Here is an 18321-nt window from a genome sequence, read left to right on the forward strand (position 1 = left end):
CATCTAAAAGACCGCCATTTCGGCAGGGGAGTTTTCACACACCCTGCCGAAATTGGCGGCCTTTTTAGAACATATAACTGTTACTGTCCGCTTACATCAGCTTAATCAGCTCTTCAAGCTCAGCAACCAGACTTTTGGCAAGCTCAAAATTGTTATCCTTCAGCGCCAGTTCTACTCTGGTTTCGGCAGCTTTTTTCTTCTGCTCCAGCTCCAGATAATCTTTATCGAAATGCCGGGCATAGATCATCTTCTTGAATTTCTTGATCGTCATCTTGCGGACCGTTTTATCGTCAATAATCAGGACATAATCCATCCCGTTGACCACAGAATAGAAGTCATGCGAGATCATAAGAACCGCGCCCTTGTACTCCTGGATGGCTTTGTCCAGAGCGATTTGCGTGTAGGTATCCAGATGGCTGGTCGGCTCATCGAGCAGCAGGACATTGGCCTTCAGGGCAGATACCTTGGCCAGCTGCAGCAGGTTTTTTTCGCCGCCGGACAGGGATGCTATTCTCTGGTTCACGATCTCGCCTTCAAAGCCGTAGTCTGCCAGATGGGAGCGGATCTCATCATAGGTAGCCATACCGGCCTCAATGAATTCTTCAAGCAGGGTGCTCGAATCCGTCAGCACTTCGCCTTGAAGCTGGGACAGATAAGCTACCTTAGTCTCCGGGCTGAGTGTGATAGAGTCGTGTTGGCCCCGCGCAATATCGCGCAGCAGAGTTGTTTTGCCGGTACCGTTCGGACCGATCAGGGCGACCTTATCACTGGCGTTCATCTCGAAGCTAACCTTGTCCAGCAGCAGCTCATCGAAGGCCGCCCGGTACTCCTGGACTGTCACAACAGGAGCGGCGGCGTCCTGCGGCTCATTCACCATCCCCAAATGAATCTGCGGCTGCTTAATGTCCACGAACGGCGCTTTGATTCTGCGGGCTTCCAGTCTTTCCTGGAACCTTACTCTCGCTTTCAGCGCTCTCCCTCTGGAGGCTTCTGAATTATACGTGGCGATCGCCCGGAGGTTGTCGATGATGTTTTCGTTGCGCTCAATCTCTTCCTGTTCAGCGAGGGCCAGCTCCTGCAGCTCTATTTTGGTCTGAAGCAGGGAGAGGTTGTACTCCAGATAGCGGCCGTCAAACTCCTGAAGCTCCTTATTCTCGAGGTGAATGATTTTGTTAAAACAATGGTTAAGCAGATAACGGTTGTGCGTAACCACCAGCAGAATTCCCTTATGGGAGTTAATCAGCTGCCGGAGCGCATTCAGGTTCTCGAAGTCCAGGAATACATCCGGCTCATCCATAATCAGGAAGTCGGGGCGGTTCAGCATTTCCTTCATGACCTGAACGAGCTTGAATTCCCCGCCGCTCAGCTCGGAAACCTTGAGATCCCTGCGCTTCATGAGATCGGCCAGATTTAGTTTTTTGTGAATGAGGCTCTCGTAATCATCTCCGCCCAAGGCCTCAAAAGCGTCCAGAGCCAGTTGATACTTCTCCAGCAGCGGCTCAATATCCGCCGAGGTCTCCATCTCTGTGCAGATTAGCTGTATTTCCTCCTGTAGCTTAATGAAAGGTCCGGCTATATATTCAAACACGGTGGTGTCGGCAGACAGATCCGGCTTGGCGAACTGGCTGACATACCCGATGCTGCAATCAGGCTCCATCTCAATGCTGCCGTCGAACAAATATCTGTCCCGGTCCATCAGGATGTCGATCAGGGTGCTTTTCCCGCTGCCGCTGGTTCCGATAAAAGCGCAATGCTGCGCCTCTTCGAGCGTAAACGAAATGTCAGTGTAGAGCTCTTTTTGCGGGAAGGAGAAGGATAGGTGTTGAACTTTAATCATAGGACTACCTTTCTGTGTAGCTGGAATAGTAACTCTTCCCTATTATACAGGTTACAGGGGCAATCGGGGGTTCTATAATTGGAATGGAATGCGTTTCCTATGTATAAGGCCAATCTTAGAATAGGACGGGGTGGAATTCATGATCGCAGTTGGGCAATTACGTGTGGAGTATAAGGAGAATCCGCTGGGGCTGGATATCCGTAATCCAAGAATCAGCTGGCAGGTGAGTGCGGATGAGCGGGATGTAAGGCAGCAGGCGTATCAATTACAGGTGGCAGGCGCGGCGGACTTCGGGAGCGTATGGTGGGATTCGGGCAGAGTGGAGTCCGGGGACTCCCTGCACATTGAGCTGAAGGAGCTGGAGCTGCAGTCTAAGGAACGTTATTATTACCGGGTGAAAATATGGGATCAGCACAATCGTCCCACGGAGTGGTCCGGGGCGGCCTGGTGGGAGATGGGGCTGCTCTCGCCGGAGGAGTGGACCGCTGAATGGATTACGGCTCCGCTGGCCTGCCTTGCGGAAGACGCAGAGCAAAGCCCGCTGCTACGCGGGAACTTCCAGGTGGACCGGCCGGTCGCCCGGGCCCGGATCTATGTGACCAGTCTCGGGCTGTATGAGCTGGAGCTGAACGGAGCGCGGGTCGGAGACACTTATCTCAATCCTGGTTGGACCAGTTACAGCCATCGCTTGCAATACCAGACGTATGATGTGACCCCGCTGCTTACCCTTGGGGACAATGCGGCTGGTGCCTGGCTTGGGAACGGCTGGTACAAAGGGAATCTCGGCTGGGAGCACAGGAAGCATATCTATGGCAACCGCACAGCGCTGCTGTTGCAGCTTCATCTCACTTATGAGGACGGCACGGAGCATATCATAGGGAGCGGCCCGCAGTGGAAGGTGTTGCCCGGCCCCCTTCTGATGTCGGAGCTGTATCACGGCGAGACCTATGACGCCCGCCTGGCGCAGCACGGCTTCAGCCTGCCGGGATATGACGACACGCTGTGGACACCGGCTGAGATTCTTCCGTATGACAAGAATATTCTGCTTGCACAGGAGAATGATCCGGTCCGGGCGGTCCAGGAATTGGCACCTGTTGCTCTCATCCGCACTCCGGCGGGGGAGACGGTACTCGATATGGGCCAGAATATGGTCGGCTGGCTGCGGTTCACCGTAGATGGCGCGGCGGGTCAGGAGTATCAGCTGCGGCATTTCGAGGTGCTGGACCAGGGTGGCAATGTGTATACCGACAACCTCCGGACGGCCAGGCAGACCGTTACTTATATCGCCCGTGGCGGAGGCAGGGAGAGCTTCCAGCCGCGTTTTACCTTCCAGGGCTTCCGGTATGTCCAGCTGCTCGGCTTCCCGGACCCGCTGGATCTGCAGGACTTCACAGGCGTGGTGCTGCATTCCGATATGGAGCCGACCGGCACCTTCTCTTGCGCAAGTGCACTGCTGAATCAGCTCCAGCACAACATCCTCTGGGGGCAAAAGGGCAATTTCGTCGATGTGCCGACCGACTGCCCGCAGCGGGATGAACGGCTGGGGTGGACCGGCGACGCACAGATGTTCATCCGCACGGCGGCGTATCTGATGAATGTGGCACCTTTTTTCAGCAAATGGCTGGGGGATCTGGCTGCGGATCAGCGGGAGGATGGCGGCGTTCCCTACGTGATTCCGCATGTATTGGGGGAGGAGGCACATTCTTCTGCGGCGTGGGGCGATGCGGCGGTCATCTGTCCGTGGACGATCTACCAGTGTTATGGGGATAAGCGGATTCTGGAGCAGCAGTACAGCAGTATGCAGGGCTGGGTGGAATATATCCGCCGCCAGGGAAGCGGGGGATTGCTGTGGAATACCGGCGTCCACTTCGGAGATTGGCTGGGTCTGGATGCCAAGGCAGACAGTCATGTGGGTGCTACGGACCGGAATTATATCGCAACGGCCTTCTATGCTTATTCGGTCCAACTGATGGAGAAGACGGCGAAGGTGCTGGGCCGGACCGAAGATGTGGAGAAATACTCGCAGCTTCATCACCGGGTCAAGGATGCGTTCAACCAAGCGTATATCCTACCAGCTGGGGAGCAAGGTCCGGCTACCCAGACAGCCTGTGTGCTGGCGTTAATGTTCGGACTGGTGGAGGGGGAAGCGAAAAAGCGTACGGTAGCGAGACTTATTCAGCTGCTGGAAGCGAGCGGCTATCACCTTACGACAGGCTTCGTCGGCACGCCTTACTTAAATCTGGTGCTGGCGGATGCGGGACATTACGAGGCTGCCTACAAGCTGCTGCTCCAGACGGACTATCCATCCTGGCTGTACCCGATTACCCGGGGCGCAACTACGATCTGGGAGCACTGGGACGGGATTAAGGAGGATGGCAGCTTCTGGAGCAAGGAGATGAATTCCTTCAACCACTATGCTTATGGGGCAGTAGGGGATTTCCTGTACCGCCATGTGGCCGGGATCGAGCAGACAGAGGAGGGGCCGGGCTATAAGCAGTTCCTGATCCAGCCACATCCGGGAGGCGGACTCACTTCGGCTGCCGCCAGTCTGGAATCCATGTACGGGACGATCCGTTCTGAATGGACAATAGACTCTGGGACAATCGAGCTGACCGCCGTGGTTCCCCCAAATACCTCAGCTACGGTGCTGTTGCCGGATGCCTTGCTGGCTGAAGTGTCGGAGAGCGGGATGCAGAATGGACAGCAGCTTGAGCAGGTCCCCGGCATTCATTCCGCTGAGCAGCTGGTACAGACGGTGAAGGTTACACTCGGCTCCGGGGAATACAGATTCCAGTATCCTTTGCCCGCCCCTTGCAATCTCCCCGCATAAGGGCTATCATAGATAAATGAAGTCTGTAATTACGGACATAGTCCATAGGTAAGGTGGAATAAGACATGAAATACTCCAAAGCAACGAACTACGCTCTGCACACGATGCTGTTCCTGGTGGCGCACACTCCCGATAAGCCGATGGGCGTGCAGCAGCTTGCCGAGCGGCAGAATGTATCGCCTACGTATTTGTCCAAGATTCTGACCAAGCTGGTCAAGGCTGGGCTCATCGAGTCTGCATCCGGGGCGAATGGCGGGTATCGTCTGCGGCGCAAGGGGGACGAAATCTCGTTCCTGGATATCATCCATGCCATTGAAGGCACAGCATCGCTGTTCGACTGCACCCTGGACCATCCCAGTGAGTGTCTGATTCAGCAGGAGATGGTCAAGGCCGAAGGGCAGATGGAGGATTATCTGCGTAACAAAATGATGTCCGAGCTTGCCGCGAAGATGCTGGCCAGCCATTAAGCTCTGGAATTATGCTGTGTCTTTCTATGTGCCGCTATTTCCCGCTGTAACGGATACCGTCCCTTCAGGGGCGGTATAGCCGTTGTAACTTAGCGGGTATTATAGATATCCAAAGTCTTTTAAGTTTGTGTAATTGCAGTGCAGTTAAGACAATCAAGACAATCAGGAGAGGATGAATTAGTAATGAATAAAGGATTATTCGATGCAAGCGTATGGGAGAAGGCCTGGAAGGAAGATCCCAAGGCAATGGCTAACAAGTTCAAGGCGATGGGCATGAACCCGCACACGAGCTTCGATCATAAAGCGCAGGTGTTCAATGAAGAGGTCTTCAGCAGTGCCGGGCGGGACCGGAGCGAGCGGATTATCGGCTGGATGGAAGGCCAGGGCGTGGACTTTAACGGGCTGACTGTCCTCGATGTGGGCGCGGCTTCGGGCGGGTTCACGGTTCCTTTTATCGAGCGGGGGGCCAAGGTTACAGCAGTAGAGCCTAATGTTCCCTTAGCGGAGCTGTTCCTGAAGAACACTGCCGGAGCGGCTCCGGGACAGGTCGAGCTGGTGCATGAAGCATTCGAGAATATCGACATTGCCGCACGCGGCTGGCTGAACGCCTTCGATCTGGTCTTCGTGTCCATGTGTCCGGCGGTCTTCGACTGGGAGAGCACGGAGAAGGTGATCAGCTGTGCCCGGCAATACTGTTATATCAGCACCTCGGCAGGTGTGCAGGAGCATAGTCTGATGAATGAAGTGCTGCCGCTGCTGACGGGCCGGGAGGTTCATGCAGAGTCCTCGGATATGGCTTATCTGACTCAATTATTATATTTGAAGGGCTATTCCTATGAGACGATTATTACCCGCGAAGCGAAAAGCAAGGAGCTGCCGCTGGAAGCAGCAGCAGCTGAGGTGATGGAGATGCTGCCGCTGCATCATCTGAACGGGGATGAGGCTACCCGCAAGGCAGTTACGGACTATCTGCACACCGCCTACCCGGAGCACAAAGTCGTTGTCCGCCAAGGCGGACGGTTCGGCAAGGTGCTGATTAAGCTGCAGGATCTGAATATGTACAGCCGGGCCGCTGCTGTAACGTCCGGGAAATCTGCCGATTCTGTGAAGCGTTGAACCGGATCACGCGATCCCCTGTACATGAGATTGTCTTTCCATAGAAAGATGCTATCATAGAGAATAGGTCCCTGCGCGGGATCTATTTTCTTATATGGGAGGACTGAGGGCTATGAGCAGGAACAAGCGTATTTTCGAGCATGACCTGATGAAGAAGGTAGGTGAAATCTACTATGAGCCATAGTCTCGGAACAGTGTCCTTACGCGAGGAGCTGGTGAAACAGCTGGTTTATCTCGATGAGCATAAATTCTCCATTCTGGACAGGGGAACGTGGGATTCTCCGGCTGAGCGGGCAGAGGTACAGACGATGATCAAGAGCTATCAGGCGACGGTGGAGCGGATTCTGTCCGGTGACAACGATGCGCTTGAACGTTCTATGGTGCTGGTCGGGTCCCGGGTGTCGCTGCGTATCGGGCAGGAGACGCTTGATGAGCCGTACCGGATTGTAATTCCTGGTGAAGCTGAGCTGGATGAATTCTGCATCTCACTCTGGTCGCCCATGGGCAGAGGGCTGATTCTGGCGTGTCCGGGGGAGACGGTAACGATTCAGACCCCGTTCGGCAGCGATGAAGTTTTGATTCTGGATAATAAGTACGAGTGAAGCTGATTGCTGACAAAAAGAGGCGTCCCTGATCATCCTGCGATGATGGGGGACGCCTCTTTGTCTTCCGTGTTGCACCGGCCAGGAGCTACAGTTCTTCGATTTCCTGCAGCCAGAGCGCGGCAGAAGCATCGCTTGGCATACGCCAGTCGCCGCGCGGCGAGAGGCTGACCGTACCGACCTTCGGTCCGTCCGGCAGGCAGGAGCGCTTGAACTGCTGGGTGAAGAAGCGGGTGACGAACACCTTCAGCCAGGCGGTTAGCTGCTCCTTGGGATAAGCACCGCCGAAGGCGTGCTGGGCGAGGTAGAGCATTTTGCCGGGGGAAGCGCCTGTACGCAGCATGTAATACAGGAAGAAGTCATGCACAATGTAAGGCCCCAGGATATTCTCAGTCAGCTGGACAATCTCTCCGGTGGCCGAAGGCGGCAGCAGCTCCGGGCTGATTCCGGTCTCAATGATGCTGTAGAGGTACTTATTGACCGTCTCGTCGGCTTCATGGTCCGCATACCAGGCGACAACATACTGGATCAGCGTCTTCGGAATGCCCGAATTCACGCTGTACATCGACATATGGTCGCCGTTATAGGTACACCAGCCCAGCGCCAGCTCGGACAGGTCGCCTGTCCCGATGACAATCCCGCCGTTCTTGTTGGCGAGGTCCATCAGAATCTGGGTGCGCTCGCGGGCTTGTACGTTCTCGTAAGTCAGGTCATGCACCTCGGGGTCGTGGCCGATGTCAGCAAAGTGCTGGAGGCAGGCCGCCTTGATATCAACGACCTTCATGGAGGCGCCGAGCGCCTTGATCAGGCCTACGGCGTTGTCATATGTGCGGCTGGTCGTGCCGAAGCCCGGCATCGTGACTGCCAGCACATCGCTGGCCGGACGCCCGAGCAGCTCCATCGCCCGCACAGCAACCAGCAGCGCAAGCGTAGAGTCGAGGCCGCCGGAGATGCCGATCACAGCTTGCTTCGTTCCAATATGGCGGATACGCTTCATCAGGCCGGAGGTCTGGATCGAGAGAATCTCCTGGCAGCGTTCGTCCCGCTGCAGCGGATTGCCCGGCACGAACGGGTTGACGCCTACGTTCCGTTTCAGCTCCCGCCGGGTGCTGCTGAGCGGCGTAGCGTAGAGAATCTCGCGGTAATTGCGTCCGCCCTTGCCTGCCCGGAACGTTCCCATCACGGTGCGGGAATACTGCAGCCGCGGCAGGTCAATGTCGGCGGTAATCATCCGGCTCTCATGGGTGAAGCGTTCCGATTCGGCCAGCAGCTGGCCGTTCTCTGCGATCAGCGAATGTCCGCCGAAGACAACGTCTGTTGTCGATTCGCCGGTATTGCAGCCGGCATAGACATAACCGGCTACACAGGAGGCAGACTGGCCGCCGACCAGCTGGCGGCGGTAATCGGCCTTGCCGACCAGCTCGTTGCTGGCCGACGGGTTGAACAGCAGCGTCGCACCGGCCTGGGCCAGCAGGCTGCTTGGCGGCACCGGCACCCAGAGATCCTCGCAGATCTCAACGCCGAACGACAGATTCCCGTCACGCTCACAGGCAAAAATCAAATCATTGCCCACCGGCACCACCGATCCGCCGATCCGCAGCTCGGACACCTCCAGCTCCTCGGCTCCCGCGAACCAGCGCGGCTCGTAGAATTCACTGTAGCCAGGAATGCAGGTCTTGACTACAATCCCCAGAATCCGGCCCTGCTGGAGGACAGCGGCACAGTTAAACAGCCTGCTCTTGATGGAGACCGGCAGACCGGCAATGACAATCATCCGGTGCTCTGCCGTCGCGGCCGTAATCCGCAGCAGCGCCTGCTTCGCGGATTCCAGCAGCCGGGGCTGGAGGAACAGGTCCGCACAGCTGTAGCCGGTAATGCACAGCTCAGGGAGTACCAGGTACTCCACCTCCTGGGCATGCGCGGTCTTAATCACTTCAATAATCTGGTCTGCATTGAATACGCAGTCAGCCACCCGGAGTTCCGGGGAAGCGGCGGCGACTCTTGCGAATCCGTAATTCTGCATTCATTTCACCTGTCCTTTACCTGTTCCTTATGTTGAAGTACATTATCTAATAATTGTACCCATCATTTGGCACCGGTAACAAGCAGGGATTTGGACAAGCGCTTCCATTTGGCTTCAGCCGGGTATAAACTAAACAGGGATGTAACAGACAGCTGTGAAGAATGAGAGATAGAAGAGGAAGGGAGCAACCCGTTATGCCATTATCAGGACAAGCACTGATCGAAGAAATCCGCAGCACCGAGGTGCCTTACGGCTGCCTGGCGGTCTGGTTCCTCGGACAAGCCAGCGTTATTGTCAAGGGGGCGGGGGTGACCGTCTATATTGATCCTTATGTATCCCCGAACCCGGACCGCACCTTCCCGCCGCCGGCCCAGCCCGGGGAGATTACGAATATGGAGGTCTGCCTGATCACCCATGACCACTCGGATCATCTGGATGAGGAGGCCCTGCCCGTGCTTGCCGGACTGAATCCGCAGGCGCAGTTCATGGCTCCGGCGGTCTGCCTGGAGCGTCTGCAGGCGCTGGGCATCGGCAAGGAGCGTCTGGCTGCTGCCCTGCCCGGTCAGGAGGCAGAGCCCGCACAAGGGCTGAAGGTATATCCGGTGGCAGCGGCGCACGAACAGCTTGAACGCGATGAACAGGGTCATCCTAAGTACGTGGGCTACATTCTGGAGCTGAACGGGGTGAAGCTGTATCATGCCGGGGATACCGTGCTGTTCCCTGAGCTGATTGAGGAGGTAGGCAGCCGTAAGATCGATCTGGCGCTGCTGCCGATTAATGGACGCGATTATTACCGGGGCAGCCGCAATATCGTCGGTAATATGAATTACCGGGAAGCGGCGGAGTTCGCGGCGACCTCAGGCTTTGAGACCGTGGTACCGCTGCATTATGACCTGTTCGCCGGCAACGCCGAGAATCCGGGCTACTTCGTGGATCACCTGTACCGCCACTTCCCGGAGCAGAAGTTCCATATGATGGCCAGAGCGGAACGGTTCGTGTACGTGTCGGCACAGGCTTTTAAGCGTGAACGTTAAGACTTATTGTGAATCAGCAGGGTAGAGCAGGGAAACCTGATATTTGGCAAGGAACTCGATCCATTCCTCAGACGGCCGCTGATCGGTGACGATATAATCGACCTTGTCGAAGCTGAACAGCCGGATGAAGGCGATCCGGTCGAACTTGGAATGGTCAGCCAGAAGGACCACCTTGCTCGCCTGCTGCTGCATCAGCACCTTAAGCTCCGTCTCCGCTTCGTTGGAATCACAGAGTCCGCCGGTCATGGAGAGTGCCTTGCAGCTGAAAATCGCCACATCCACATTATATTTCAGAATGGTCTGCGAGGCCGTAGGCCCTACGAAAGAGCTGGTCTCCGGCCCAAGCAGGCCCCCCGTGGAGATGAGCTTTTGCCCGGAATGCTGGAATTCTGACAATACCGCCAGGGAATTGGTGATGATGGTCAGATTTTTTCTGTCCTCCACGATTCTCCGCAATCCTTCAAAAGCCGTAGTGCTAGTGTCCGTCATCACACTGTCCCCGTCATTAATCAGCTCCAGCAGCCTTACCGCAATCATCCGCTTCGCTTCAATGTTGACCTGATGCCTGTGCGAGTAGGAGGGGTCCTCATTGGTGTGAGCGTTCAGAATCGCCCCGCCGTAATTCTTCTTGGCAATGCCCTCCTTGTCCAGCCGGTCAAGATCGCGCCGGATCGTCTCCTCCGATACACCAAATTTCTGCGCCAGATCCGCAACGTGAACCTTCCTATGCCTGTAGAGCTCATTAATGACCAGATCCCGCCGTTCAAAAGCCTTCATATCATGCCCACCCTTACGTTATGTAGTTGTATACAGTTTACTATAATCTGCTGCCTAACATAAATCCCACAACCACAAACAATTCCACAGTTTATCGTAAGTATATCACACAAAACCACACAATAACCAAATTTAAAGTGTGGAATAGTGTTGACTTTGAAGGTGAGTAATTCTATGATGTAGAAGAAATAGATTAGTCGGCGGCGAAAGACAAGCGTGTGCAGGCCGCAGAGGCTGTATTTGGTAGCGCTTACTAATCGGAGCTAGAGCTCCAGTGTAATGTTCTCATACTATCAACTTATGATTCCGGGGAGGAACAGCAGTGACAGCATTTTATCCTAAGATTGGAATCCGGCCGACGATTGACGGCAGAAGACGCGGGGTGCGCGAATCGCTGGAGGCGCAGACAATGGGCATGGCGCAGCGCACAGCAGCATTTTTGCAGGAAAATTTAAGATATCCCGACGGTTCACCTGTGGAATGTATCATTGCCGATTCTACGATTGGCGGCGTGAAGGAGGCTGCGGCGGCGGCGCAGAAGTTCGCGGGTGCAGGTGTAGGCGTATCCATTACAGTCACCCCGTGCTGGTGTTATGGCTCGGAAACGATGGACATGGATAGTGGCATCCCGCATGCGGTATGGGGATTCAACGGAACAGAGCGCCCCGGGGCAGTATATCTGGCGGCAGTTCTGTCTGCTTATGCGCAAAAAGGCATTCCGGCGTTCGGCATCTACGGAGAGGATGTCCAGGAATCCAGCAGCGAGGAGATCCCGGCGGATGTTCAGGTGAAGCTGCTGCAGTTCGCAAAGTCCGCGCTGGCGGCCGCTCTGATGAAGGGGAAGTCCTATCTGTCGATGGGCTCCGTGTCTATGGGGATCGCCGGTTCTATCGTGAACGAGCAGTTCTTCCAGGAATATCTCGGCATGCGCAATGAATATATCGATATGTCTGAATTTGTACGCAGATTTGAGGAAGGGATCTATGATCCTGAGGAGTTCGCGCGTGCGCTGGCCTGGGTGAAGGACAACTGCCGTGTGGGAGCGGATAATAACCCGCAGCATCTGCAGCTCAGTGAAGAGGTGAAGGAAGAGCAATGGGAGACGGTTGTCAAAATGACGCTGATTGCCCGTGATCTCATGACCGGCAATCCGCAGCTTGCAAAGCTCGGCTTCGAGGAGGAAGCCAGCGGTCACAATGCCCTGCTGGGCGGCTTCCAGGGTCAGCGGCAATGGACCGACCATTTCCCGAACGGTGACTTCATGGAGACGATTCTGAACTCCTCGTTCGACTGGAATGGCAGACGGGCGCCTTATATCGTCGCCACCGAGAATGACAGCCTGAACGGGGTGACGATGCTGTTCAATTATCTGCTGACGAATACGGCGCAGATTTTTGCCGATGTGCGCACCTTCTGGAGTCCGGCTGCTGTGAAGCGCGTGACCGGGTATGAGCTGGAGGGAGCAGCGGCAGGTGGTCTGCTGCATCTGATTAATTCGGGCTCGGCAGCGCTGGACGGCACCGGCGAGCAGAGTATTGACGGCAAGCCGGCGATCAAGCCGTTTTGGGACATTACGGATGAAGAGGCGGCTGCCTGTATCGCGCAGGCCCAGTTCCGCCCGGCTTCCCAGGAATATTTCCGGGGAGGCGGCTTCTCTACGGACTACCTGACCCGAGGCGGGATGCCGGTCACCATGGCCCGGCTCAATCTGGTCAAGGGTCTGGGACCGGTACTGCAGCTGGTGGAAGGCTATACGGTGGAGCTGCCGGGAGAAGTGCATGACACGTTAGATCAGAGAACGGACCCTACTTGGCCGACAACCTGGTTCGCTCCGAAGCTGACCGGATATGGCTCTTTCCAGTCTGTCTACGATGTGATGAACAATTGGGGCGCGAATCACGGGGCAATCAGCTACGGGCATATTGGTGCGGATCTCATTACGCTGGCCTCGATCCTGCGGATTCCGGTCAGTATGCATAACGTGGAAGAAGCGCGGATTTTCCGCCCGCGCGTCTGGTCGCTGTTCGGCACCGAGAATCTGGAGAGTGCCGATTACAGAGCCTGCCGCAACTTTGGCCCGCTCTACTAATCCTCCACGTGAAGAGGTGGGAAGATGACAGAGGCCAAGACAGTTGAAGAGATAACAGATGCAGAATTAACTGCAAACCAAGGAATCCGGCTGCTGGCTATCGACCTGGGAGCCAGCTCCGGCAGAGTAATGCTGGGAAGCTACAGGGACGGGAAGGTGACGGTGGAGGAGATTCACCGCTTCCCTAACGGGCCGGTAGAGGTGAACGGACATTTGCACTGGGATGTGCAGCGGCTGCTTCAGGAGATCAAGCACGGCATTGCGGCGGCTGTGGCAAGCTACGGACCGCTGCACTCGCTGAGCGTTGATACCTGGGGAGTCGACTATGGCCTGCTGGATGAGCAGGGCGGGCTGCTGTATGCTCCGCACCATTACAGGGATCAGCGGATGGCGGACATCGCTTTGGCACTGGAGGCTGCATTGCCTCCAGCCGAGCAATTCAAGCTGACGGGCAACCAGCCCAGCCCGATCAATACGGTCTATCAATTGTTTGCCGATCTTAAGGCGAAGCAGGAGCTGCGGGCAACCGCCAGGCAGCTCCTGCTGATGCCGGATCTGTTCAATTATATGCTCAGCGGTGTGGCCGTGGCCGAGCAGACCATCTGGAGCACCAGCGGCCTGCTGAACCCGCAGTCCACAGCGCCCTCAGCCGAAGTGCTGCGCAGGCTGGAGCTGCCGGTGACGCTGATACCCCGGCTGGTTCCGGCAGGCACGGTGCTGGGGGAACTCCGGCCCGCGCTCCAGGAAGAGCTGTGCAGCGGCCCGCTCCAGATCATCGCCGGAGCTTCGCATGATACGGCCTCGGCCGTGGCGTCCATTCCTTACGGCGAGCCCGGTTCTAGCTCCTCTGGTCCTGATCAGACTGGAGGAGTTGGCCCCGCGCTGCGGGAAGCTGCATTCATCAGCTGCGGGACCTGGTCGCTGGTAGGCCTGGAGACAGCGGAGCCTGTATTAAGCGATGCCGCCCGGGCCAGCGGCTTCACCAATGAGAGCTGCTTCGGCGGCACGAACCGGCTGCTGAAGAATATCACTGGCCTCTGGCTGCTCCAGGAGACCCAGCGGAGCTGGGCCGAAGCGGGGGAACCGCTCAGCCATCAGGAAGCCGCCGAGCTTGCCGGGCAGCTGGACCGGCCAAGTGCGTGCATAGCGGAGCTGGACCCGAATGATCCGCTTTTCAGCACACCGGGCGATATGCCGCTGCGGATCGAATCCTACTGCATCCGTACCGGGCAGCCGGTGCCGCAGACCCGGGCGGAGATCATCCGCTCGATTCTGGAGAGCCTGGCCCGGTCTTACGCGGATACGATCCGCGAGCTGGAGGTGCTCACTGGCTGTCCGGTGCGCTGCATTCACATGGTCGGCGGCGGTATTCAGAACAAGCTGCTATGTCAGCTGACGGCAGATGCCACCGGCAAAGACGTTATTGCCGGACCGGTAGAAGCGAGCGCGATCGGCAACATTTTGGTGCAATTGACGGCGCTTGGTGCTGTCGATCCCGCAGAGGTCCGCAGGGTGGCAGCCCGGTCCTGCTCAACGCTCCGGTACCAGCCGTCTTTAACACATCAGAGCTGACATGCTTCATATAGCAATCAAGGAGGCAATTATGAATAATCATGAAGAAGAATTACGGCGCCTAATCTGCGATATCGGCCGAAATCTGTTCAACAAGGATTTCATCGCGGCCAATGACGGCAATATCTCAGCCCGCCTGTCGGCCACAGAGGTCATTACTTCGCCCACAGGAGTCAGCAAAGGCTATCTGCAGCCGCATATGCTGGTCAAAGTCAATCTGCAGGGAGAGATCCTGGATGCAGCGGAGGGCTACCGGCCGTCCACGGAAGTGAAGATGCACCTGAAGATCTATAACGAGCTGCCGGAGATGGGCGGGGTGGTTCATGCGCATCCGCCATATGCTACCGCTTTTGCCATCAAGGGCGAAGCTCTGGACAAAATGATGATGCCGGAATCCGTCATAGCCATGGGGGACATTCCACTGGCGGTATACGGGACGCCTTCGACCGAAGAGATCCCGGATTCGCTGACTCCCTTCCTGGGCAAGAAGACCGCAGTGCTGCTGGAGAGCCACGGGGCGCTGACCTGGGGCAAGGATGTAATGGCTGCTTATATGAACATGGAGCGGCTTGAGTATACGGCGAAGCTAACCTTCCTGACGCGCATGATCGGGGGAGAGCGTGAGCTGCCGCCGCACCGGATTGAGGAGCTGGTAGCGCTGAGATCATTCTACGGGATGTAATGAAGCCGAGAGGAGACCTAGTTATGCTCAAAAAAATACCCAAATCGCTCTCCCCCGAGCTCGTCCGCACCCTGATGGAGATGGGCCACGGGGATGAGCTGGTGCTGGCGGATGCCAATTATCCGGGACATGCGCTGCATTCCCGGGTGCTGCGGGCTGACGGGATTGGTATCCCCCGGCTGCTTGACGCGATCATGGAGCTGCTTCCGCTGGATCATTATGCTCCGGCTCAGGCGGCCTTCATGGCCGTAGTGAAGGGGGACCCCACCGTTCCGGTGATATGGGACACGTACAAGGAGATTCTCACCCGGCATGATCCTGCAGTGCAGGTGGAGTATGAAGAGCGTTTTGACTTCTATGCCCGCTCCAATCACAGCTATGCCATTCTAATTACAGGGGAAGAAGCGCTCTACGGGAATATTATTCTCAAAAAAGGTGTAATTCCCCCCGAGGCCGGGGAATAGCGGCACCAAGCAACGGACCGCCCGGTTAACTATGGGCGGTCTGTTTACTATGCCTATAACGCGCCATTTACGGGACCACTCGTTTAGAGCAAATGCCCTCAAATAACTCAAATGTTGCAGGTTATGCAACCTGGCTACCCCGAAATCGGGGCCTGCCTAAGGATTGTTGCAGGAAATGCAGGAATATGCAGGTAGTCTGCTTTGTTAGAGAAGGATTCCTGCTTTTTGTACAACAAATTCCAGCTATGAGTGTATAAGTTAGGGGTGAAGCTGCAGTTTGTGCAAGATTATTGGTGTTAGTTTGTAAGGTATAAGTCTAAGGTTATATAGCTATAAGTCTATTGCTCAACAACTCTATCACTCTATTACTCTATTACTCATACGTACAATGTATCTGTCCCCATTTACATTGCAGCACAGAAATGCAGCACAAGAATGCAGTACGAGTTCCGCATACGTCGATACGGGCACTATTTGTACTTTACAGTAATTGTAATATCCGTCTGTTGTGGATAAGGGGAGTATAACGTTGGGATGCAATGGGCGGCCGCGAAGGTGGGTGGAATAATAGTGTGTGAAAAACCGAATACAATGGGCGGCAGTGAGGCAGGTGGACCCAATGTATGTGAAAAACCGGATACAATGGGCGGCAGTGAGGCACGTGGACCCAATGTATGTGAAAAACCGAATACATTGGGCAGTCATAGGTGTGCGTAAATCGGATAAAGCCCAAATGAGCAAATGAAGGGCACAAGTGCCACTGAATTCAGCAGACGCCATCCAAATGAGTAGACGAAGGGCACTAATGCCCCTGAGTTCGCCGAATGCCGCGAATGTCCCAAAAATGGGCGGATGGGTAAGGCATAGTTAGTGACACAAGCTGTGCAGACCCTCTAAGTCCTTACCTCATCCCGCATTCATTATCTCTCATTCATCATTTAACATCTCTCACCCAGCCTCCCGACATCCATCCGCAGAGCACTTTTGTTAAACCTCGTTATACATTTTCCGCAGGAATTGTGCGCTGAGCTGGAGATGCTCCTCAGGAGTGCTCTCCAGCAGGCCCTGGATATGCGGGCGCTTATGCTTCATGTAGCGGAGCAGCGGGGCGAAGTTCAGCATGCCTTGTCCGGCAGGAACGATGTCGATGGCTCCGTCCTTAATGGTGAAATCCTTCAGATGCAGAACCGCGATCCGGTCTCCGAGGAGCTCCAGCGCTTCTGCCACAATCTGCTCCTGCTGAAGGTAATTGTCCGGAGTCATCAGATTCGCAGCATCCAATATAATTTGCAGATTATTGGACGGCACGGTATCCAGCAGACGCCGGGCTAGCTGAGCCGTGTAGAGCGGGTGATTGACGCCTGCCTCGATGCCCACAGTTACCCCGAACCGTTCGGCCTCAGCAACCATGGCGCTAACCGAGGCGACGACCTCCAGAAAGGCCTCCTCCGTGAAATTATCCGGCGTATATCCCTGACCTACACTGCCGGTCTCCGTACCCACCAGACTCGCGCCGAAGTCTCGGGCCAGCCGCAGATGAGTGTTGAAGTCGCTCAGCGCCTGCGCGCGCTTGGCAGGGTCAGCATCAATAATGTTCACATAACAGCCAAGGACAGCAATCTTGATATCCGCTTGTCTGAAGGAATCGCCATAGTACGCAGCAGCACCCGGACTTAGTGCGCCAAGCTCAGCCACACTCTCCGGAAAAGATTTATGTAACGCCAACTGAATCGCCGGGAAACCATGCTCCTTCAGCTTATCTATTAATTGCGGCAGCGGACACCGCTTGAAGTCATGGGCGCGGACGCCCAAATGAAATGGAACGGTCATAGGTTTAGACTCCTTTGTATTCAGATATAAGAGTTCGCATGGAGCGCCGCAGGGCCGGTTCTGCCAAGAAGGCCGCCTGTGTCCGAAAGTGGTCACAGGCGGCCTGATCTTGCTGACTGAGGATTGAAGCAACTTGTAAGGATGGCGAATAATGTGCGCTACATTTGCGATGCCCCACAGGCTGATGCACAACTTAATCCGCACGACACACTTGTCTGCATCCCCCAGCTACACCCGCAAATACGGGTGCAGCAGCTTCAGTTCCGCAGACTGTCCGAGCGCTTCGGCCACCTTGCCTGCTTCCCCCGCCTACACCCGCAGATACGGATGCAGCAGCTTCAGCTCCGCACACTGTGCGAGCGCTTCGGCCACGAGCGATGCGATCTGCTGCGCCCCGGATCTGGAGAAATGTGTGTCATCCGTGATGCCGTCCGGGTAGTTGGGGCGGGCGCCCGGCGGCAGGTGCATGAACAGCCCGGCTGATGCTTCGGTCCCCAGTCTGCGGTAGAGCTGCTGGGAGGCGGCAAAAATATCCAGCAGAGGCGTTCCAGTCTCCCCGGCAACCTCCCGCATAACCTGCGGATAGAGTCCGACGGCTTGGGGGTCCGGTTCCCCGTCCGTAGTGAAGCGGCGGCGGCTCACGGAAGTCAGCAGCACTGGGAAGCTGCCCCGGCTGCGGGCGGAATCGATGAATACCTTCAGATTCTCGCGGTAATCGGTATGCGGCTCCGTGTAACGGAGAGGGTCCTCCAGCTTCTGGTCATTATGGCCAAACTGGATCAGGAGGAAGTCTCCGGGGAGGAAGTCCCGCTCCATGTCAGCCAGTCTGCCCTCAGCCAGGAAGGAGCGTGTGCTCCGTCCATTGATGGCCCGGTTCTCAATCCGCACCTTCCGGCTGACATACTGCTGCAGGTATTCGCCCCATCCGGCCATCGGCCATTCCCCGCCGCCCTTCTGGGCGGCGGTAGAGTCTCCGGCGATATAGATTGTCGGCATCT

The 18321-nt window shown here is 56.1% G+C and carries 14 protein-coding genes; 9 read left to right on the forward strand and 5 right to left on the reverse strand.

The window, feature by feature from the left end; all coding sequences use genetic code 11:
• Positions 1 to 91 precede the first annotated feature (91 nt).
• A complete protein-coding gene (locus ACFSX3_RS13955) occupies positions 92 to 1837 on the reverse strand; it encodes an ABC-F family ATP-binding cassette domain-containing protein (RefSeq protein ID WP_209984645.1) in 1746 nt (581 codons plus the stop codon).
• A 139-nt stretch (positions 1838 to 1976) separates the two neighbouring features.
• Between ACFSX3_RS13955 and ACFSX3_RS13960 the strand changes: the two genes are divergently transcribed.
• The 4 genes from ACFSX3_RS13960 to ACFSX3_RS13975 all read left to right on the forward strand — a co-directional run bounded on the left by ACFSX3_RS13960 (position 1977) and on the right by ACFSX3_RS13975 (position 6852).
• Positions 1977 to 4667, forward strand: coding sequence for a family 78 glycoside hydrolase catalytic domain (locus ACFSX3_RS13960; RefSeq protein ID WP_209984643.1), 2691 nt, complete (start codon positions 1977 to 1979; stop codon positions 4665 to 4667).
• A 65-nt stretch (positions 4668 to 4732) separates the two neighbouring features.
• Positions 4733 to 5134, forward strand: a complete 402-nt coding sequence (locus ACFSX3_RS13965) for an RrF2 family transcriptional regulator (protein WP_209984640.1) — start codon at positions 4733 to 4735, stop codon at positions 5132 to 5134.
• A gap of 183 nt (positions 5135 to 5317) precedes the next feature.
• The gene (locus tag ACFSX3_RS13970; RefSeq protein ID WP_209984637.1) at positions 5318 to 6250 is read left to right on the forward strand and encodes a class I SAM-dependent methyltransferase; all 933 of its coding nucleotides are present in this window, start codon (positions 5318 to 5320) and stop codon (positions 6248 to 6250) included.
• Between the two features lie 173 nt (positions 6251 to 6423).
• On the forward strand, positions 6424 to 6852 hold the full coding sequence (locus ACFSX3_RS13975) for a GreA/GreB family elongation factor (RefSeq protein WP_209984631.1): 429 nt from the start codon (positions 6424 to 6426) through the stop codon (positions 6850 to 6852).
• An 88-nt stretch (positions 6853 to 6940) separates the two neighbouring features.
• Here ACFSX3_RS13975 and ACFSX3_RS13980 read toward each other — a convergent pair whose 3' ends face one another.
• The gene (locus tag ACFSX3_RS13980) at positions 6941 to 8875 is read right to left on the reverse strand and encodes an NAD(+) synthase (protein WP_209984629.1); all 1935 of its coding nucleotides are present in this window, start codon (positions 8873 to 8875) and stop codon (positions 6941 to 6943) included.
• Positions 8876 to 9069: 194 nt separating this feature from the next.
• Between ACFSX3_RS13980 and ACFSX3_RS13985 the strand changes: the two genes are divergently transcribed.
• Positions 9070 to 9909, forward strand: a complete 840-nt coding sequence (locus ACFSX3_RS13985; RefSeq protein WP_209984627.1) for an MBL fold metallo-hydrolase — start codon at positions 9070 to 9072, stop codon at positions 9907 to 9909.
• 3 nt (positions 9910 to 9912) lie between these two features.
• Here ACFSX3_RS13985 and ACFSX3_RS13990 read toward each other — a convergent pair whose 3' ends face one another.
• Positions 9913 to 10686, reverse strand: a complete 774-nt coding sequence (locus ACFSX3_RS13990) for a DeoR/GlpR family DNA-binding transcription regulator (protein WP_209984625.1) — start codon at positions 10684 to 10686, stop codon at positions 9913 to 9915.
• Between the two features lie 322 nt (positions 10687 to 11008).
• Here ACFSX3_RS13990 and ACFSX3_RS13995 point away from each other — a divergent pair, with 322 nt between their 5' ends.
• Genes ACFSX3_RS13995 through fucU form a run of 4 tightly spaced genes read left to right on the forward strand, consistent with a single transcriptional unit; the run spans position 11009 to position 15493 of the window.
• Entirely contained in the window at positions 11009 to 12775 is a 1767-nt protein-coding gene (locus tag ACFSX3_RS13995) for an L-fucose isomerase (protein WP_209984623.1), read from the forward strand.
• Between the two features lie 24 nt (positions 12776 to 12799).
• Entirely contained in the window at positions 12800 to 14347 is a 1548-nt protein-coding gene (locus ACFSX3_RS14000) for a rhamnulokinase (RefSeq protein WP_209984621.1), read from the forward strand.
• A 31-nt stretch (positions 14348 to 14378) separates the two neighbouring features.
• Complete coding sequence (locus ACFSX3_RS14005; RefSeq protein ID WP_036731751.1) at positions 14379 to 15029, forward strand: class II aldolase/adducin family protein; 651 nt, start codon at positions 14379 to 14381, stop codon at positions 15027 to 15029.
• A 23-nt stretch (positions 15030 to 15052) separates the two neighbouring features.
• Positions 15053 to 15493 (forward strand): L-fucose mutarotase, encoded by a 441-nt coding sequence (gene fucU, locus ACFSX3_RS14010; RefSeq protein ID WP_209984619.1) that lies wholly within the window; start codon positions 15053 to 15055, stop codon positions 15491 to 15493.
• A gap of 987 nt (positions 15494 to 16480) precedes the next feature.
• On the opposite strand, the gene ACFSX3_RS14015 is transcribed toward fucU, so the two are convergent.
• Positions 16481 to 17323, reverse strand: a complete 843-nt coding sequence (locus ACFSX3_RS14015) for a sugar phosphate isomerase/epimerase family protein (RefSeq protein ID WP_209984617.1) — start codon at positions 17321 to 17323, stop codon at positions 16481 to 16483.
• 309 nt (positions 17324 to 17632) lie between these two features.
• The gene (locus ACFSX3_RS14020; RefSeq protein ID WP_209984615.1) at positions 17633 to 18319 is read right to left on the reverse strand and encodes a rhamnogalacturonan acetylesterase; all 687 of its coding nucleotides are present in this window, start codon (positions 18317 to 18319) and stop codon (positions 17633 to 17635) included.
• Positions 18320 to 18321 lie beyond the last annotated feature (2 nt).

The organism is Paenibacillus rhizoplanae, assembly GCF_042684125.1.
In the GTDB taxonomy this organism is placed as follows: domain Bacteria; phylum Bacillota; class Bacilli; order Paenibacillales; family Paenibacillaceae; genus Paenibacillus_AQ; species Paenibacillus_AQ rhizoplanae.